Source organism: Actinophytocola sp. (assembly GCF_035634895.1).
Taxonomy (GTDB): domain Bacteria; phylum Actinomycetota; class Actinomycetes; order Mycobacteriales; family Pseudonocardiaceae; genus Actinophytocola.
The window spans coordinates 1-14,914 of record NZ_DASQCC010000138.1 but is presented as its reverse complement, the minus strand read 5'-3'; the positions used below and the strand labels follow the sequence as shown (position 1 = coordinate 14,914).

15 protein-coding genes are annotated in these 14,914 nt (G+C 70.6%); 7 read left to right on the top strand and 8 right to left on the bottom strand.

Annotation, left to right across the window (positions count from 1 at the left end; genetic code table 11):
- Positions 1-3: 3 nt before the first annotated feature.
- From VET29_RS19690 to VET29_RS19665, 6 genes are read right to left on the bottom strand one after another with little or no spacing between them, the layout of a single operon-like run.
- Positions 4-327 carry an Ada metal-binding domain-containing protein gene (locus VET29_RS19690; protein ID WP_324922458.1) on the bottom strand — a complete coding sequence of 108 codons (324 nt, stop codon included), beginning with the start codon at positions 325-327 and terminating at the stop codon, positions 4-6.
- Positions 324-1,037: a 2OG-Fe(II) oxygenase gene (locus tag VET29_RS19685; RefSeq protein WP_324922456.1), complete on the bottom strand. Its 714-nt coding sequence runs from the start codon at positions 1,035-1,037 to the stop codon at positions 324-326. Before VET29_RS19685 ends, VET29_RS19690 begins: the two co-directional genes overlap by 4 nt.
- A complete protein-coding gene (locus VET29_RS19680; RefSeq protein WP_324922454.1) occupies positions 1,034-1,630 on the bottom strand; it encodes a methylated-DNA--[protein]-cysteine S-methyltransferase in 597 nt (198 codons plus the stop codon). The genes VET29_RS19685 and VET29_RS19680 overlap by 4 nt, the downstream gene beginning before the upstream one ends.
- A complete protein-coding gene (locus VET29_RS19675) occupies positions 1,627-2,103 on the bottom strand; it encodes a sigma-70 family RNA polymerase sigma factor (protein ID WP_324922451.1) in 477 nt (158 codons plus the stop codon). Before VET29_RS19675 ends, VET29_RS19680 begins: the two co-directional genes overlap by 4 nt.
- A 38-nt stretch (positions 2,104-2,141) precedes the next feature.
- Positions 2,142-2,711, bottom strand: coding sequence for a YdeI/OmpD-associated family protein (locus VET29_RS19670; RefSeq protein WP_324922449.1), 570 nt, complete (start codon positions 2,709-2,711; stop codon positions 2,142-2,144).
- Complete coding sequence (locus VET29_RS19665; protein ID WP_324922447.1) at positions 2,701-3,462, bottom strand: META domain-containing protein; 762 nt, start codon at positions 3,460-3,462, stop codon at positions 2,701-2,703. The genes VET29_RS19670 and VET29_RS19665 overlap by 11 nt, the downstream gene beginning before the upstream one ends.
- Before the next feature lie 56 nt (positions 3,463-3,518).
- On the opposite strand from VET29_RS19665, the gene VET29_RS19660 reads away from it, so the two are divergent.
- Both VET29_RS19660 and VET29_RS19655 read left to right on the top strand, forming a co-directional pair.
- The gene (locus VET29_RS19660) at positions 3,519-4,271 is read left to right on the top strand and encodes a DUF1266 domain-containing protein (protein ID WP_324922445.1); all 753 of its coding nucleotides are present in this window, start codon (positions 3,519-3,521) and stop codon (positions 4,269-4,271) included.
- A 10-nt stretch (positions 4,272-4,281) separates the two neighbouring features.
- Positions 4,282-4,914: a dTMP kinase gene (locus tag VET29_RS19655; protein WP_324922443.1), complete on the top strand. Its 633-nt coding sequence runs from the start codon at positions 4,282-4,284 to the stop codon at positions 4,912-4,914.
- A 7-nt stretch (positions 4,915-4,921) separates the two neighbouring features.
- On the opposite strand, the gene VET29_RS19650 is transcribed toward VET29_RS19655, so the two are convergent.
- Positions 4,922-5,398 carry a VOC family protein gene (locus tag VET29_RS19650; protein ID WP_324922441.1) on the bottom strand — a complete coding sequence of 159 codons (477 nt, stop codon included), beginning with the start codon at positions 5,396-5,398 and terminating at the stop codon, positions 4,922-4,924.
- Between the two features lie 151 nt (positions 5,399-5,549).
- Between VET29_RS19650 and mtrA the strand changes: the two genes are divergently transcribed.
- The 3 genes from mtrA (at position 5,550) to VET29_RS19635 (ending at position 9,838) form a co-directional block, all read left to right on the top strand.
- The gene (gene mtrA, locus VET29_RS19645) at positions 5,550-6,227 is read left to right on the top strand and encodes an MtrAB system response regulator MtrA (protein ID WP_075123969.1); all 678 of its coding nucleotides are present in this window, start codon (positions 5,550-5,552) and stop codon (positions 6,225-6,227) included.
- A 126-nt stretch (positions 6,228-6,353) separates the two neighbouring features.
- Positions 6,354-8,099: an MtrAB system histidine kinase MtrB gene (mtrB, locus tag VET29_RS19640; RefSeq protein WP_324922436.1), complete on the top strand. Its 1,746-nt coding sequence runs from the start codon at positions 6,354-6,356 to the stop codon at positions 8,097-8,099.
- A complete protein-coding gene (locus VET29_RS19635) occupies positions 8,096-9,838 on the top strand; it encodes an LpqB family beta-propeller domain-containing protein (protein WP_324922434.1) in 1,743 nt (580 codons plus the stop codon). The genes mtrB and VET29_RS19635 overlap by 4 nt, the downstream gene beginning before the upstream one ends.
- A 4-nt stretch (positions 9,839-9,842) precedes the next feature.
- On the opposite strand, the gene VET29_RS19630 is transcribed toward VET29_RS19635, so the two are convergent.
- Positions 9,843-10,460, bottom strand: coding sequence for a ComF family protein (locus tag VET29_RS19630; protein ID WP_324922432.1), 618 nt, complete (start codon positions 10,458-10,460; stop codon positions 9,843-9,845).
- A 515-nt stretch (positions 10,461-10,975) separates the two neighbouring features.
- Here VET29_RS19630 and hpf point away from each other — a divergent pair.
- Both hpf and secA read left to right on the top strand, forming a co-directional pair.
- A complete protein-coding gene (hpf, locus tag VET29_RS19625) occupies positions 10,976-11,647 on the top strand; it encodes a ribosome hibernation-promoting factor, HPF/YfiA family (RefSeq protein ID WP_324922430.1) in 672 nt (223 codons plus the stop codon).
- Between the two features lie 216 nt (positions 11,648-11,863).
- The gene (gene secA / locus VET29_RS19620) at positions 11,864-14,758 is read left to right on the top strand and encodes a preprotein translocase subunit SecA (protein ID WP_324922427.1); all 2,895 of its coding nucleotides are present in this window, start codon (positions 11,864-11,866) and stop codon (positions 14,756-14,758) included.
- Positions 14,759-14,914 lie beyond the last annotated feature (156 nt).

The following is a 14,914-nucleotide window of genomic DNA, read 5'->3' as shown; positions in this document are numbered from 1 at the left end:
CGTTCAAACACCGCGAGTCTCGCGTTCGGACACACCGAGTTGCGGTTTCGTGCAGAGGCCGGCCCCCGAGTCACGAGGGCCGGCCTCTCGCCATGCCCGGTACCGCTCCGGCAGGCACACCGCGCACGGCCGGTACCCCGCGGCGACGGCCGTGGCCTCGTCCGCGAAGAACACCCGGTGCCGGACGTACCCGCCGCCGGCGATCGCCCGCAGCGCCGACGGGCAGTCCAGCCGGCCGTAGAGCCGGCCGCGCCGATGCCCGCCGAGCGTTCCGGGCGAGGCGCTCTCGAACGGCACCCCGTCCGGCCCGACCAGCGTGTACGTCATGTCGCGTCGTGGAAGACCAGGCCGAGCGTGTGCCGCCGCCCCGAACGGACCGTGGACACCCCGTGCCGCACCGGCGACGCCGACCACCCGCGGGCCGACCGAACCGGGCGGTCCCGCGTCGTGAACACCAGCCCGTTCCCCTGCGGGACGAGCGTCGCCGTAGCCCGTGACTGCGCCCGCGGCCGCTGCTCTACCAGCAGGAACTCGCCACCCGTGTGGTCCACCCCCGGTGCGTTCAGGTTGATCACCACCTGCAGCGGGAACACCTTGTCCCCGTACAGATCCCGGTGCAGTGCGTTCCAGCCGCCCGCCTCGTAGCGCAGCAGGATCGGCGTCGGCCGCGTCTGGCCCGCCTCGTGGCAGACGGTCAGCCACTCGTCCAAAGTGGACGGCCATTCGGGATCCCGGCCGAGCCGTGCCGCCCAGTCCCGCGCGATCGGCAGCAGCCTCGGGTACAGCGCCTCCCGCAACGCCTGGACCGGCTCCGGGAACGGCGCCGCGAAGTAGTGGTAGTCGCCGTTGTCGCCGAAGCGGTGCCGCCGCAGGTTCACCGTCGCGCGGAAGTGCGCCGGCTCGTCCCACAGGGCGGCCAACCTCGCGCACTCGGCCGCGGTCAGCAGTGGCGGCAGCAGCGCACAGCCGTACTCGTCCACCTCCGCGGTCACCGCGGCCCAGTCGGCCGCGGCCACCCGCTTCTCCCACCTGTTCACGCCGCCTCCAACGTCAGCAGCGTGCGCTTGGCGTCCTCGCCGCCCACGTACCCGCCGTAGGACCCGTCGGACCGCACCACCCGGTGGCAGGGCACCACCACCGGCAGCGGGTTGGTCGCACACGCCGTGCCGACCGCGCGCACCGCACGTGGACTCCCCGCGGCCGCCGCGACCTGCGCGTAGCTCTCCGTGTGCCCGTACCCGATCGCCGGCAGGTGGGCCAGCACGGCCAACCGGAACCCGCGCGCCAGCCGGAAGTCCAGGGGCAGCTCGAACAGCCGCCGCCCGCCGGCGAAGTACTCCGCCAGCTGCCGTGCCGCCGGGTCCAGCCGTGCCGGGGCCCGCAGGACCCGGGGGCTCACCAGCTCGGCCAGCCTCGACAGCACCGCGTCGTGGTCCTCACGGTCGTACGCGACACGCACCAGCCCCTGCTCGGTCGCCGCCAGCAGCAGCGTGCCGACCGGGGTGTCCAGTGTGCGGTAGGCCACGTCCAGCAGTCCCTCCCGCGCGGCGGCGGTGACCAGCCGTTCGTGCAGCCGGCCGGTGGTCTCGGGGTCGGTCTCGGACGCCGGGAACAGCTCTTCGGTCGTCATGATCCTGCTTCCTCCCTCTTCGTCGCGGCCCGCAGGGACTTGACCCCGTCCGCCGCCGCGCGCCTGGCGGCGTCCGCCGTGCCACCGGTGATCAGCGCGATCTCGGCGTACGGCAGCCCGCCCAGGTAGTGGTAGGCGATGGCGGTCCGCTGCCTGTCCGGCAGCCGGGCCACCGCGTCCCACACGTCGCCGGCCGGCGCGGTCCCGGTGCTCTCCCGCTCCGGCAGCTCGTCGACGGGGACCGGTGTCCGCCCGCGCACGCGGGTGACGTCGATCGCCTTGCGGTGCGCGATCGTGACCAGCCACGCCTCGACGTTCGCGTCGGCCGGCAGCGCCGGGTACGCCTTCAACGCGGCCAGGAACGTCTCGGACCAGGCGTCCTCGGCGTCGACCGGGCCGACGACGGCGCGGCAGACCCGCAGCACCATCGGCCCGTACTCGGCCACCACCCGTTCGAACGGTTTCACGATCACACCGGGAAGACGCTGGGGCTTCGACAAACGTGAGGTCACTAATGCAGGGTTTCGCCGCGTTCCAGCATCGCGACGAACTTCTCGATGCGCCGGGCGCGGGTCTCCTGGCGCTTGGCCTCCTCGACCCGGTACAGGATGGCGTAGCGGTTCTGGCTGGTCAGCGTCCCGAAGAAGGCCTCGGCGGACGGCGACGCCGCGAGGGCGGCGGCCAGGTCGGCCGGCACCGTGGACCTCGCCGGGCCCACGTAGGCCGCGTCCCAACGGCCGTCGGCCCTGGCCGCCGCCACCTCACGCAGGCCGCGCGGGAACATCCGGCCCTCGGCGATCAGCCGCTCCGCGGAGTCGCGGTTGATCCGGGACCACCGCGACCGGCGCGTGCGTGGCGTGAACTTCTGCACGAACCACTCGTCGTCGACGCGGCGGGCGGTGCCGTCGATCCACCCGTGCCGCAGCGCCTCCTCCAGTGCCTGGTCGTGGTCGACGGACGTGATGCCGGTGCCCTTCTTGGCGATCCGGAGCCAGACGCCCGGCGTGTCGGCGTGCTCGGCCAACCAGGCCGCGAACGAGGCCTGGTCGGCGAACTCCACCTCGGGAAGCTCACTTGGCATGCAGCTGGATCCCCTTGCCGGACGGGTGGGTGAGCGTCAGGCGGTCGGCCGTGACCTCGAAGGACACCTTGCCCGACAGCACGCCGACCACCGCGTTCTCACCCTGCATGATCTCAGGCGCGCACGCCATCCTGGTCATGGGACCCAGCTCGACATTGATCGTGTCGCCGTCGATCGTGTAGTCCCCGCGGACGCCGTTGCAGTGCGTGTCCGCGACGACGGTCTTTCCGTCGAACACGAGCGTCACCGGCCGCGCGCCGGCCGGCATGCTCGACGCGACCTGGCCGTCGACCAGCGTGTCCAGCTCCCACGTCGTCCCGACCAGGTCGCGGTCCGGCTCGACGGCCTCCCGCGGCGCCAGGTCGAACCTGTTCCTGCCCGACGTGATCGTCAGCGTGTCACCGGCCAGCTTCCACGTCGGCTCCCCGCCCAGCACCCGCGCGACGAACGCGTCCTCAGCGTGCCGCTCCTGGTCACAGCCCATGTCGGTCGTCGCCAACCCGCCCTCGAACACCAGCCTGCCGCCGGACGTGTCCACGTCGCCCTGCATCATGTTGCAGCTGGCGCGGGCGATCAGCCGCCCGTCGCCGGTGAACTCGATCGACAGCGTCATCGCCCGGGGGCTGCCGTCGTCGGTGACCCCGGTCGCGAGGAAAGTCCTGCCGCGCAACGGGTCCGGCGCGGGCGCGGCGCCCGGACGCTGGCCACAGGCGGCGAGGACCAGCAGCAGGGCGACGAGTACGAGTCTCATGCCGACAGGACGGACTCGACCACGTCCGTCGTTGCACGTGGCTACACTCCGCCGACGTGGTGGTCTGTGATCACGTGGAAGGGGTGGTCAGCGCCCCGGACGGCCCGTTCTTCGGTCCGCTGGCACACGGTTTGGCGTGCGGCGCGCACATCCCCGTGCACGTCTCGAGGGCGTGGAACACCCTGGACGACCCCGCGCGCGACCACCGGGAGGACCGGGACAGCCTGGCCGAGGGCTGGGGCGTGGAGACCGCCGAGGACTGGTCCCGCCAGGTCGACTACCTGCTGGCCGGCCAGAACGTGGGCCCCGAGGTGGACGCCGTGCTCGACGTCCGCCGCACGCTGCTGCGCCAGCAGGGCCACTACGACCTGGTCACGTGGCAGAACGCGGTGGCGAGGTGGGCCCGCTGGCAGCGAAGGCGAGCCGCCGAGGTCGACGAGCTGGTCGAGCTGGCCGGCGTGGTCACCCGCTACGAGTCCCGCTTCCGCACGGACGGCCTCCTGCCGCACGACGGGATCGTGACCAGCGTGTTCGGCTACGACCTCGGCCGCGCGGTCAACATGGCGCGCTGGGGTCACGGCGGCCGGTTCTGCGACTACGGCAGCGCCGAGCGGATCGTGCTGCGCGCGGGGGAACTGTGCCGGCAGCACTACTCGTCCTGGGCCGACTACAGCGCCGGCTACGCACTCGGCCGGGTGATCCGTTTCGACGAGGAGAGCTACGGGCACCTGTACGCGTCGGTCCTCGGCCCGCACCGCCTGCTGACGGCCGATCGGACCAGTCCGTGGTGGCACGTCCCGTTCGCATAGGGTGCCCGGCGTGGGACGACTGATCGCGATCGAGGGCATCGACGGCGCCGGCAAGCGGACGCTGGCGGACGCCCTGGAGCGGGCGCTGGACGGCCGGGTGGCGCGGATGGCGTGCCCCCGCTACGGGATGTCGGTGTACGCCGACCTCATCCAGGACGGCCTGCACGGCAGGCTCGGCCCGTTCGGCGACGAGGTCTACGGCATGGCCATGCTGTACGCGCTCGACCGCCGCGCCGCCGTGCCGGACGTCCGCGCGGCGCTCGACACCCACGACTACGTGCTGTTCGACCGGTACGTGTCGTCCAACGCGGCGTTCGGCGCGGCCCGGCTGCACCAGGACGCCGGCGGGGAGTTCGTGGCGTGGGTGCGGGCACTGGAGCTGGCGCGGTTCGCGGTGCCGGCGCCCGATGTCCAGCTGCTGCTGCGTGTCCCGCCCTCGGTCGCGGCCGAACGCTCGACCCACCGCGCCATGACCGAGACCGACCGTGGCCGCGACACCTGGGAGTCCGACGACGCCCTCCAGGCACGCGTGGCGGCGGTGTACGACGGCCTCGCCGAGAAGGACTGGCTGTCCCCTTGGCACGTGGTCGACGGCACGACCGCACCGGACGCCGCCGAACTGGCCAAGAAACTGGCGGAATAGCCGCGTTCTACGGCGCGCCCGCCAGGTCGGCGCCCCAGCGGAGGATTTCCGCGGCGATGTCCAGGCGGCCGATGGTGGGTGTGGACATCTCCTCGGTCACGCGGTCGCGGGGGACGAACCACGAGATCTCGAACTCCAACCCGTCCGGGTCCTTGCCGTACAGCGACTTCGACACCCCGTGATCGGAGGACCCGACCAGGGCGTCGGCGACCGCCAGCCGCTGGGCGAAGTCCGCCAGCTCAGGGAGGGTGCCGACCGACCAGGCCAGGTGGTACAGCCCGACCCCGGAAGGTCGTTCGGCGCCGGACCCGCGCGCCTGGAACAGTCCGAGGTCATGGTCGTTGTCGGACTCGGTGGCACGCAGGAAGGCCGCGTTCTGCCGGCGCTGCACGACCCGAAAACCCAGCACATCGGTGTAGAACTGCACGCTGCGTGTCACGTCGCGTACGTTCAGCACCGCATGGTTGAGCCTTCTGATCCCCATCCGTGCCCTCCCCCGAGTAAGGTTCACGACTTCATCAGATAGATTGCCGACGCTGGCTGAAGCGTTACAAAAAATCACTCTGATTGCGGTATCCGGATGAACCGGCCGGGTCCCGCACGAATGAGCCCTCACGAAGTGCGACGATGTAACCATGAAGGCACGTGTGCTGGTAGTGGACGACGACCCGGCTCTCGCCGAGATGCTGACCATCGTGCTGCGGGGCGAAGGTTTCGACACCGCGGTGGTGGCAGAAGGCAACCGGGCGTTGCCCGCGCTCCGCGAGCTCAGGCCAGACCTGGTCCTGCTCGACCTGATGTTGCCCGGTATCAACGGGATCGACGTGTGCAAGGCGATCCGCGCCGAGTCCGGCGTGCCCATCGTCATGCTCACGGCGAAGAGCGACACCGTCGACATAGTGCTGGGCCTCGAGTCCGGCGCGGATGACTACGTCGTCAAGCCGTTCAAGCCCAAGGAGCTGGTCGCGCGGGTCCGTGCCAGGCTGCGCCGGACCGACTCCGAGCCGGCCGAGATGCTGTCCATCGGCGACCTCACGATCGACGTGCCCGGCCACGAGGTCACCCGCGACGGCGTGGCCATCCAGCTGACGCCGCTCGAGTTCGACCTGCTGGTGGCCCTGGCCCGCAAGCCGCGCCAGGTGTTCACCCGCGAGGTGCTGCTCGAGCAGGTGTGGGGCTACCGGCACGCCGCCGACACCCGACTGGTCAACGTCCACGTGCAGCGACTGCGGTCCAAGGTCGAGACCGACCCGGAGCACCCCGAGGTGGTGTTGACGGTGCGCGGTGTCGGCTACAAGGCTGGCCCGCCGTGATCGGACGAGCCCCATGAACGGAGCTTGCGTAGCGAGTCGTCATCGGTGTTCACGCCGGCACCGAGCCTGCGGAGGACGCCGGTGGAGCGGAGCGCTCCGGCGCGACGGAGCGGGTGAGGAGCCGGCGTGAAGCGGTACCTCCGCGCGGTCGCCCGCTACGGCGCCCGCGCGGTCGCGTTCGGGCGCCAGCACGCGGTTCGCTTCGGCGAGCTGTGGCGGCGCTCGTTGCAGGTGCGGGTCGTGGTCAGCACGCTCGCCCTGTCCTCCGCCGTGGTGTTCGTGCTGGGCATGGTGCTGCAGAACCAGATCACCGACCGCCTCCTCGAGACCAAGGAGGAGGCGGCCATCGCGGCCACGCGGGACTCGGTCGCGGTGGCGCAGCGTGAGCTGCAGGGACTCAACCGGTCGACCGACCCCGTGCGCTACCGGCTCCAGCAGGCGCTGAACAAGCTGACCAGCTCGACGCCGAACACCGGCACGGTGAGCTCGTCGGCGGGCACGTTCGAGCCCGTGCTCGCGAGCCCGCAGCCGTTCCAGTCGCCGGGCGAGATGGTCAGCGTCGGGCCGTACGGCGACGTGCCGGAGAGCATGCGCCACTTCGTGGAGAACGGCCAGCTCGCCGTGCAGATCCACACGGTCGACCGCCCGTCGGGCCGCACCACGTTCCTCATCGTCGGCGCGCCGTTCGGGCCGGGACAGCAGCAGCAGATGGAGCTGTACATGCTGTACCCGCTGACCGCCGAGCAGTCGACGATCGCGGTCGTGCAGAGCACGCTGCTCGTCGGCGGCCTCGTGCTGCTGTTGCTGCTCGCCGGCATCGCGAACCTCGTGACGCGGCAGGTCGTGCGGCCGGTCCGCAGCGCCGCGCAGGCCGCGGAGCGGTTCGCGAACGGTGACCTGGACGAGCGGATGGTCGTCGTCGGCGAGGACGACGTCGCGCGGCTCGCCCAGTCGTACAACAAGATGGCCGAGAGCATCGAGAGACAGATCCGCCAGCTCGAGGAGTTCGGCGGGCTGCAACGCCGGTTCACCTCGGACGTCTCCCACGAGCTGCGCACGCCGCTGACCACCGTGCGGATGGCCGCGGACGTGCTGCACGCGTCCCGCGAGCAGTTCCCGCCGGGCCTCGCGCGGTCCTCCGAGCTGCTGGTCGACGAGCTGGACCGGTTCGAGTCGCTGCTCGGCGACCTCCTGGAGATCAGCAGGCTGGACGCCGGTGTCGAGGAGCTGACGGCCGAGTACACCGACGTGCGGCCCATCGCGGTCCGCGCCGCGCAGACGGTCGCCACCATCGCCCGCAACGCGGGCACCGAGATCATCCTCGACCTGCCCGACGAGGAGACCGGCGCGGAGGTCGACTCCCGCCGGATCGAGCGGATCCTGCGCAACCTGCTGGCCAACGCGGTCGACCACGGCGACGGCCACCCCGTGCGGCTGCGCATGGCCGCCGACGAGTACGCGCTCGCGGTCACCGTCCGGGACTACGGCGTCGGGCTGCGCATGGGCGAGCCGGAGCTGGTGTTCAACCGCTTCTGGCGCGCCGACCCGTCCCGCAACCGGCACACCGGCGGCACCGGCCTCGGCCTGGCGATCAGCCTCGAGGACGCCCGCCTGCACGGCGGCGGCCTCGACGCCTGGGGCGAGCCGGGCAAGGGCGCGTGCTTCCGGCTGACGCTGCCGCGCCACCAGGACGTCGAGTACACCGAGAACCCGCTGCCGCTGCCGCCGCCGGACGCCAAGGTGCCCACGGAGGTGGCGGCCGACGTCGAACCGCTCACCGAGGCCGACGCCATGCGCGTGACCGTCGCGAGCGGCGAGGACGCCGAACCCGAGCTCGAACCCCCGGCTCCCGTCTGGGAGGAGGCCCGATGAGGCGCCGCGGGCTCGGCGCGCTGCTGTGCGTCCTCGCGCTGGTGGGCACCGCGGGCTGCGCGAACATCCCCGAGGAGTCCACGCCGCACGCCGTGCGCGACCAGCAGCAGGGCACGACCAGCGAGCCCGCCGAGCAGCCGCCGACGGCCAACCTCAACGCCTTCGACCTCGTGCGCGAGTTCGTCCGGCGGTCCGGCAACCCCGACGCGGCCAGGCAGTACCTGACGAAGAAGGGCCAGGCCGCCTGGGCCAGCGAGGTCAAGCCGACGATCATCGACAACACGTTCGGCACCGTGCCGAACCCGGACGGCGACCAGGTGGAGACCGGCGAGGACCCGAGCACCCACGTCACCGTCATGCTCCGGGTGACCCTGCTCGGCCGCCTCGGCGCCGACAACGCCTTCGTCCCCATGATCGGCGAGAACCAGTTCCGCGTCGGCGTGGTGCGTGAGAAGGGGCAGTGGCGCATCGACGAGCCGCCGCAGGGCGTGTACGTGCCGCTGGCCGACTTCAACGCCGCCTACCGGCCGGTCAGTGTGTACTTCTTCGACCCGGACCTGCGCATCAGCGTGCCCGACCAGCGCTACGTGGCCGCGAAGCCCGAGGAGGGGCTGGCCGGCCGCGTGATCGCCGCGCTGCTGGCCGGGCCGTCGGACGCGATGCGCCGGTCGCTCACCTCACCGCTCCAGGGCGCGACCACCAGAACCAACGCCGTCGAGGACGCCGACGGCACGCTGGTGGTCGACCTGGTCCCCCTCGGCGACAAGACCGAGGAGCAACGCGAGCTGATCGCCGCCCAGATCGTCCTGACCCTGCGCGACGTGACCTACAGCCGCCTGCGCATCAAGGGCGACGGTCAGGACCTCATCCAGGGCCACGGCGACTGGCGCCCCGCGGACATCAAGCAGTACGACGCGCTGACCAAGCCCAGCCCGGACCAGCTGGGACTGGTCAGCTCCGGCGGCCGCCTGTTCCAGCTGCAGGACGGCAAGCCCGTCCCCGGCCCGGCCGGCAACGGCGGCTACGACGTCGTCAACGCGGCCCAGTCCCTGGACGGCGGACAGCTGGCCGTCGTGACCAGGGTCGGCGACAAGCTCCAGCTCCGCGTGGGCCGCTACGGCGAGTCCCTGCAGGAGGTCAAACCGGACGCGACGACGATCACGAGACCGACGTGGCGCGCGTCCACCGTCGAGGGCCAGGACTCGAACGAGGTGTGGACCGTCGAGGACGGCAACGTCGTCCGCATCGTGCGTTCCGGCTCCGGCGTGTGGACCCCGGTGGAGGTCAACGCGTCGACGATGAAGGACTTCGGCCCCATCCGCGAGTTCCGGCTCTCCCGCGACGGCACCCGAGCCGCCATGGTCATGACCAACGGCAAGCTCGTGGTGGCCGCCGTGGTCCGCGACAAGGACTCGGTCGGCCTGGCCAGCCCGCGGGCACTCCAACAGCGCATGATCAACAACGCGGTCGGCGCCGACTGGCTGAACCAGCACAACCTCGTGGTCGTCACCGCGCAGCCGGAGCTACCGGTGGCACAGGTGTCGGTGGACGGCCTGACGCTGGTCGCCTACGACTCGAGCAACCTCCAGTTCCCGATGCGCGCGGTGACGGCGGCCCCGGAACGCAACGTGGTGGTGGCCGACAACGCCGGGGTCCTGGAGACTCCCGGCGTCGGCCAGATCTGGCGCCAGGTGCGAAACGGCCAGGGCGCCACCGCCATCCCGTTCTACCCGGGCTGACCACTCACGCGGTGGCGGCGAAAGCCAGTACGTGAACGCTCTTCGTTCCTGCCTCCCGTAAGGCGGCCACGCAGGCGGTGGCCGTGGCACCGGTAGTGATCACGTCGTCCAGCACGACGGCCGCCGCCGGTGGTCGACCGACACACCGAAGACGCCCGCGCAGGTTCGCCACGCGGGCCGCTGCGTCGAGCCCGACGGAGTCCCGCGCCCGCCCGGACAACCGCAGCACCGGCGCCACGGACGCCGTCGAGCCCGCCCTCACCAGCGCCGCGACACAGGCACGCGCCACCGCCACCATGTGCTGCCCGTACCGTGCCCGGGCAGCGGACGGTCGCGAGGGCGCCGGGACCAGCACGAACGGTCCGGCCCGAACCGTTGGCAGGGCGACGGCCAGCGCCCCGCCCAGCACCGCGGCCAGCTCATGCCGCCCCTTTTCCTTGTAGGCCAACAAAGCCCGCCGGGCCGACCCGGCGTACCCGGCCAGCGCGTAGGCGTCGGCCAGGCCCGGCCTGCTCACCGGGAGGACGCCGAGCGAGCCGGCGCAGTCGGCGCACCAGCGAGTGCCCGGCAGGTCACAGCCCGCGCAGTAGCTCGGCACGACGAGATCCAGTATCGAACGCATGGTCGTATTGTGCACGAGACCACCGACAGTCCTCGTGGCACGGAGCCTGCGAGGCGGCACGGAAAGTCCGTTTCAGCGTGTGGGAAGTGGTTCATACCCCCGACCGGGTGAACTTCCGCGGGGAACTCGGAACAGGTCAAGATCGTTGGACAGTTATGGCAGGGAAGTTGAACCGAGATCATCGAAGGGTCACTTTGCCTGGTCCCGCTCTCCCAGCGCGACACGAGCCCCGGCGGGCCGGGCCGGCGCGCGGCGACAGGAGTCGCGTTGCGCTCCGTAACCCTGGTGTTAACGCCAAGTTCGCCCGTCGCGGGGGCTTTTGCGCAGGCACAACCCGAGATAACGTCTCGGCATCAGCTTTCCCATTTTCCCAGGGAGGAGGCGAGTAGCCATGCCCCTGGCGCCGGACGAGACCTGAGGCGGGGAGTCCCCTCAGCATGATTCTGGCGGTCCACGAAGCCAGAAGCCGGCGCCTTGCTCACCCACTATCTCGCTGCTGGCGAGGGAGGTTGTGTATGGACATCGTCGTTAAAGGCCGCAACGTCGAGGTGCCCGATCACTACCGAGTGCACGTCGAGGAGAAGCTCACCAGGCTCGAACGCTACGACCGCAAGGTAATCCGTTTCGACGTGGAACTGTTCCACGAGCCCAACCGCCGGCAGTCGAAGAACTGCCAGCGTGTCGAGATCACCGGTAAGGGCAGAGGCCCCGCCGTTCGCGCGGAGGCCTGCGCCGGCGACTTCTACGCCGCCCTCGACGCAGCCGTCACCAAGCTGGAGAACCGACTCCGCCGTCTGCATGACCGCCGTCGCGTCCACTACGGGCGCAGAGGACAGACCTCCGTCGCGGAAGCGACCGCCTCCGCCGCCACACAGCTCGCCACGCCGCCCGCCACCAACGGGCGTGCGCAGACCGCGGTGCTACCCGCGCGAACCGAGACCGAGCAGCCGTTCGACCTCCCCGAGGTGCCGGCACAGCGCTGGGAGAGCGCCGACGACGAGAACCTCCCGGGCCGGATCGTCAGGGAGAAGGAACACACGTCCAACCCCATGACCGTCGACCAGGCCCTCTACCAGATGGAACTGGTCGGGCACGACTTCTACCTCTTCCACGACGCGGACTGCGGGAGTCCCAGCGTCGTGTACCGCAGAAGGGGATTCGACTACGGCGTGATCAGGCTGGTCTGACCGAGACCGCCGACACGTCCGCTGAACCGCGAAAAGCTCCCGGGTCGCCAGCTCGGGGGCTTTCGCATGTCCCAGTTATCCACAACCGCATCAGTTATCCACAGGAGGGGCCAAGGCAGAGGCGGTCGCCATCCAGGACGGCCTACGATGGTGTGCGAAGGGGGAGTCCACTCCCTCATACCGGTGCGCGACGATCCAGCTAGCGAGGTTGACCTGATGGTGCTGTCCCGGATACTGCGAGCGGGCGAGGGCAAGACGCTCAAGCATCTGAAGCGGATCGTCGACGAGGTCAACGAGCTGGAGGACACGGTCGTCGACCTGACCGACGCCCAGCTACGCGCCAAGACCGACGAGTTCAGGAAGCGGTACGAGGAGACCCGCGACACGGACCTGCCGGAGGACGAGACCGACGAGGACGCGCTCGGCGACCTGCTGCCGGAGGCGTTCGCCGTGACCAGGGAGGCCGCCAAGCGGGTCCTCGGCCAGCGGCACTTCGACGTCCAGATCATGGGTGGCGCCGCCCTCCACCTCGGCAAGGTGTCCGAGATGCGCACCGGTGAGGGCAAGACGCTGACCGCGGTGCTGCCGGCCTACCTGAACGCCATCTCCGGCAACGGCGTGCACGTGGTCACGGTCAACGACTACCTGGCCAAGCGCGACGCGGAGTGGATGGGCCGCATCCACCGGTTCCTCGGTCTCGAGGTCGGCGCGATCCTGTCGGAGATGACGCCGGAGCAGCGCCGCCAGGCCTACCGCGCGGACATCACCTACGGCACCAACAACGAGTTCGGCTTCGACTACCTGCGCGACAACATGGCGTGGAGCCTGGACGACATGGTCCAGCGCGGCCACAACTTCGCCATCGTCGACGAGGTGGACTCGATCCTCATCGACGAGGCCCGCACGCCGCTGATCATCTCCGGCCCGGCCGACCAGTCGTCGCGCTGGTACACCGAGTTCGCGCGCATGGCGCCGATGATGAAGAAGGACACGCACTACGAGGTCGACGAGCGCAAGCGCACCGTGGGCGTCACCGAGCAGGGCGTGGAGTTCATCGAGGACCAGCTCGGCGTCGAGAACCTGTACGAGGCGGCCAACACCCCGCTCGTCGGCTACCTGAACAACGCGCTGAAGGCCAAGGAGCTGTTCAAGCGCGACAAGGACTACATCGTCCGCAACGGCGAGGTCCTGATCGTCGACGAGTTCACCGGCCGCATCCTGGCCGGCCGCCGCTACAACGAGGGCATGCACCAGGCCATCGAGGCCAAGGAGAAGGTGGAGATCAAGGCGGAGAACCAGACGCTCGCCACGATCACCCTCCAGAACTACTTCCGCCTCTACAGCAAGCTGTCCGGCATGACCGGTACGGCCGAGACCGAGGCCGCGGAGTTCCAGAACACCTACAAGCTCGGTGTGGTGCCGATCCCGACGAACCGGCCGATGGTCCGGCTCGACCGCTCCGACCTCATCTACAAGAACGAGGAGGCGAAGTTCGAGGCGGTCGCCGACGACATCGCCGAGCGGTTCGAGAACGGGCAGCCGGTGCTGGTCGGCACCACGTCGGTGGAGCGGTCCGAGTACCTGTCGAAGCTGCTGGTCAAGCGGCGCATCCCGCACAACGTGCTGAACGCGAAGCACCACGAGAAGGAGTCGGCGATCGTCGCCGAGGCCGGCCACAAGGGCGCGGTCACGGTCGCGACGAACATGGCCGGTCGTGGTACCGACATCGTGCTCGGCGGCAACCCGGAGCACATCTCGGAGCGGCGGCTGCGGGAGCGCGGCCTCGACCCGGTGGAGACGCCGGAGGAGTGGATCGCCGCGCTGCCGACGGAGCTGGAGAAGGCGAAGGAGGACGTCCGGGCGGAGGCCGAGGAGGTCCGCGAGGCCGGCGGCCTGTACGTGCTGGGCACCGAGCGGCACGAGTCACGGCGCATCGACAACCAGCTGCGTGGCCGCTCCGGCCGTCAGGGCGACCCGGGCGAGTCGCGGTTCTACCTGTCGCTGAACGACGAGCTGATGCGCCGGTTCAACGCCGCGTTCGTCGAGCGCGTGATGGTGACCATGCGCGTCCCGGACGACCAGCCGATAGAGGCGAAGATGGTCACCAGGGCGATCAAGAGCGCGCAGACCCAGGTCGAGCAGCAGAACTTCGAGATCCGCAAGGACGTACTGAAGTACGACGAGGTCATGAACCGTCAGCGCAAGGTCATCTACGGCGAGCGGAGCCGGGTGCTGAAGGGCGAGAACCTCCAGGACCAGGTCGAGAACATGATCGTCGACGTGGTGGCGGCCTACGTCCGCGCGGAGACCGAGGGCGGCTACTCGGAGGACTGGGACCACGACAAGCTGTGGACCGCGCTGAAGTCGCTGTACCCCGTGTCCCTGAAGTGGGACGACCTGGTCGACTCGATGGAGGCGGAGGGCACGGACCTCACCGGGGAGCACCTGGAGGAGGTCATCGTCGAGGACGCCCGCCGCGCGTACCGCGAACGCGAGGTCGAGCTCGACAGCAAGGCCGGCGAGGGCGCCATGCGGCAGCTGGAGCGCCAGGTCATGCTGTCGGTCCTGGACCGCAAGTGGCGCGAGCACCTGTACGAGATGGACTACCTCAAGCAGGGCATCGGCATGCGGGCACTCGCACAACGCGACCCGCTGATCGAGTACCAGCGCGAGGGCTTCGACATGTTCGCCACGATGCTGGACGGTCTGAAGGAGGAGTGCGTCACCATCCTCTTCAACTTCCGGGTCGAGCAGCCGGAAGCAGAGCCGTCGGACGCGGCGTCCCCACCGTCGGCGGACCGCGTGGCGCGCGCCCAACGCGCGGCGCAGGCGGCCGAGGCCGCCCAGGCGGCACAGCGGGCGCAGGCCGCGGCGGCCGAGGACCGTATTCCGCCGGCGTTGCGCAAGGGGCTCGGCGGGCCTCCTCAGCAGCAGGGTCCGCAGCGGCTCACGTACAGCGGTCCGGCTGAGGATGGCGGTGTGGAGTCGCGGGGTAACGGCCAGCGTGGTGGCGGCGGTGGTGCTGCTGCGGGTGGGGCTGGGTCGCGGCGGGAGCGTCGGGCCGCGGAGCGGGATGCGCAGAAGAAGGGGAAGAAGGGGCCTCGGCGGTAGGTTTCTGTTTGGCTCGGGTGCCCGGTTGGCTCGGGTTCCTGGGTGGCCGGGGCCGGGGCGCCCGGGGTGGGGCCTCGGGTGGGGGTGGGGTCTGGCTTGGTAACGGGGTGCGTGGGTGGGCCGGTTCTGGCCTGGTCCTTGTTGGGCCTCGGGTGG

What these genes read in the sequence shown, in the direction of transcription:
- VET29_RS19630 (WP_324922432.1), bottom strand. Translation starts at nt 10,460, where the DNA reads ATGCGTTCGATACTGGATCTCGTCGTGCCGAGCTACTGCGCGGGCTGT.
- hpf (WP_324922430.1), top strand. Translation starts at nt 10,976, where the DNA reads ATGGACATCGTCGTTAAAGGCCGCAACGTCGAGGTGCCCGATCACTAC.
- secA (WP_324922427.1), top strand. Translation starts at nt 11,864, where the DNA reads ATGGTGCTGTCCCGGATACTGCGAGCGGGCGAGGGCAAGACGCTCAAG.
- VET29_RS19665 (WP_324922447.1), bottom strand. Translation starts at nt 3,462, where the DNA reads ATGAGACTCGTACTCGTCGCCCTGCTGCTGGTCCTCGCCGCCTGTGGC.
- VET29_RS19670 (WP_324922449.1), bottom strand. Translation starts at nt 2,711, where the DNA reads ATGCCAAGTGAGCTTCCCGAGGTGGAGTTCGCCGACCAGGCCTCGTTC.
- mtrA (WP_075123969.1), top strand. Translation starts at nt 5,550, where the DNA reads ATGAAGGCACGTGTGCTGGTAGTGGACGACGACCCGGCTCTCGCCGAG.
- VET29_RS19690 (WP_324922458.1), bottom strand. Translation starts at nt 327, where the DNA reads ATGACGTACACGCTGGTCGGGCCGGACGGGGTGCCGTTCGAGAGCGCC.
- VET29_RS19635 (WP_324922434.1), top strand. Translation starts at nt 8,096, where the DNA reads ATGAGGCGCCGCGGGCTCGGCGCGCTGCTGTGCGTCCTCGCGCTGGTG.
- VET29_RS19680 (WP_324922454.1), bottom strand. Translation starts at nt 1,630, where the DNA reads ATGACGACCGAAGAGCTGTTCCCGGCGTCCGAGACCGACCCCGAGACC.
- VET29_RS19650 (WP_324922441.1), bottom strand. Translation starts at nt 5,398, where the DNA reads ATGGGGATCAGAAGGCTCAACCATGCGGTGCTGAACGTACGCGACGTG.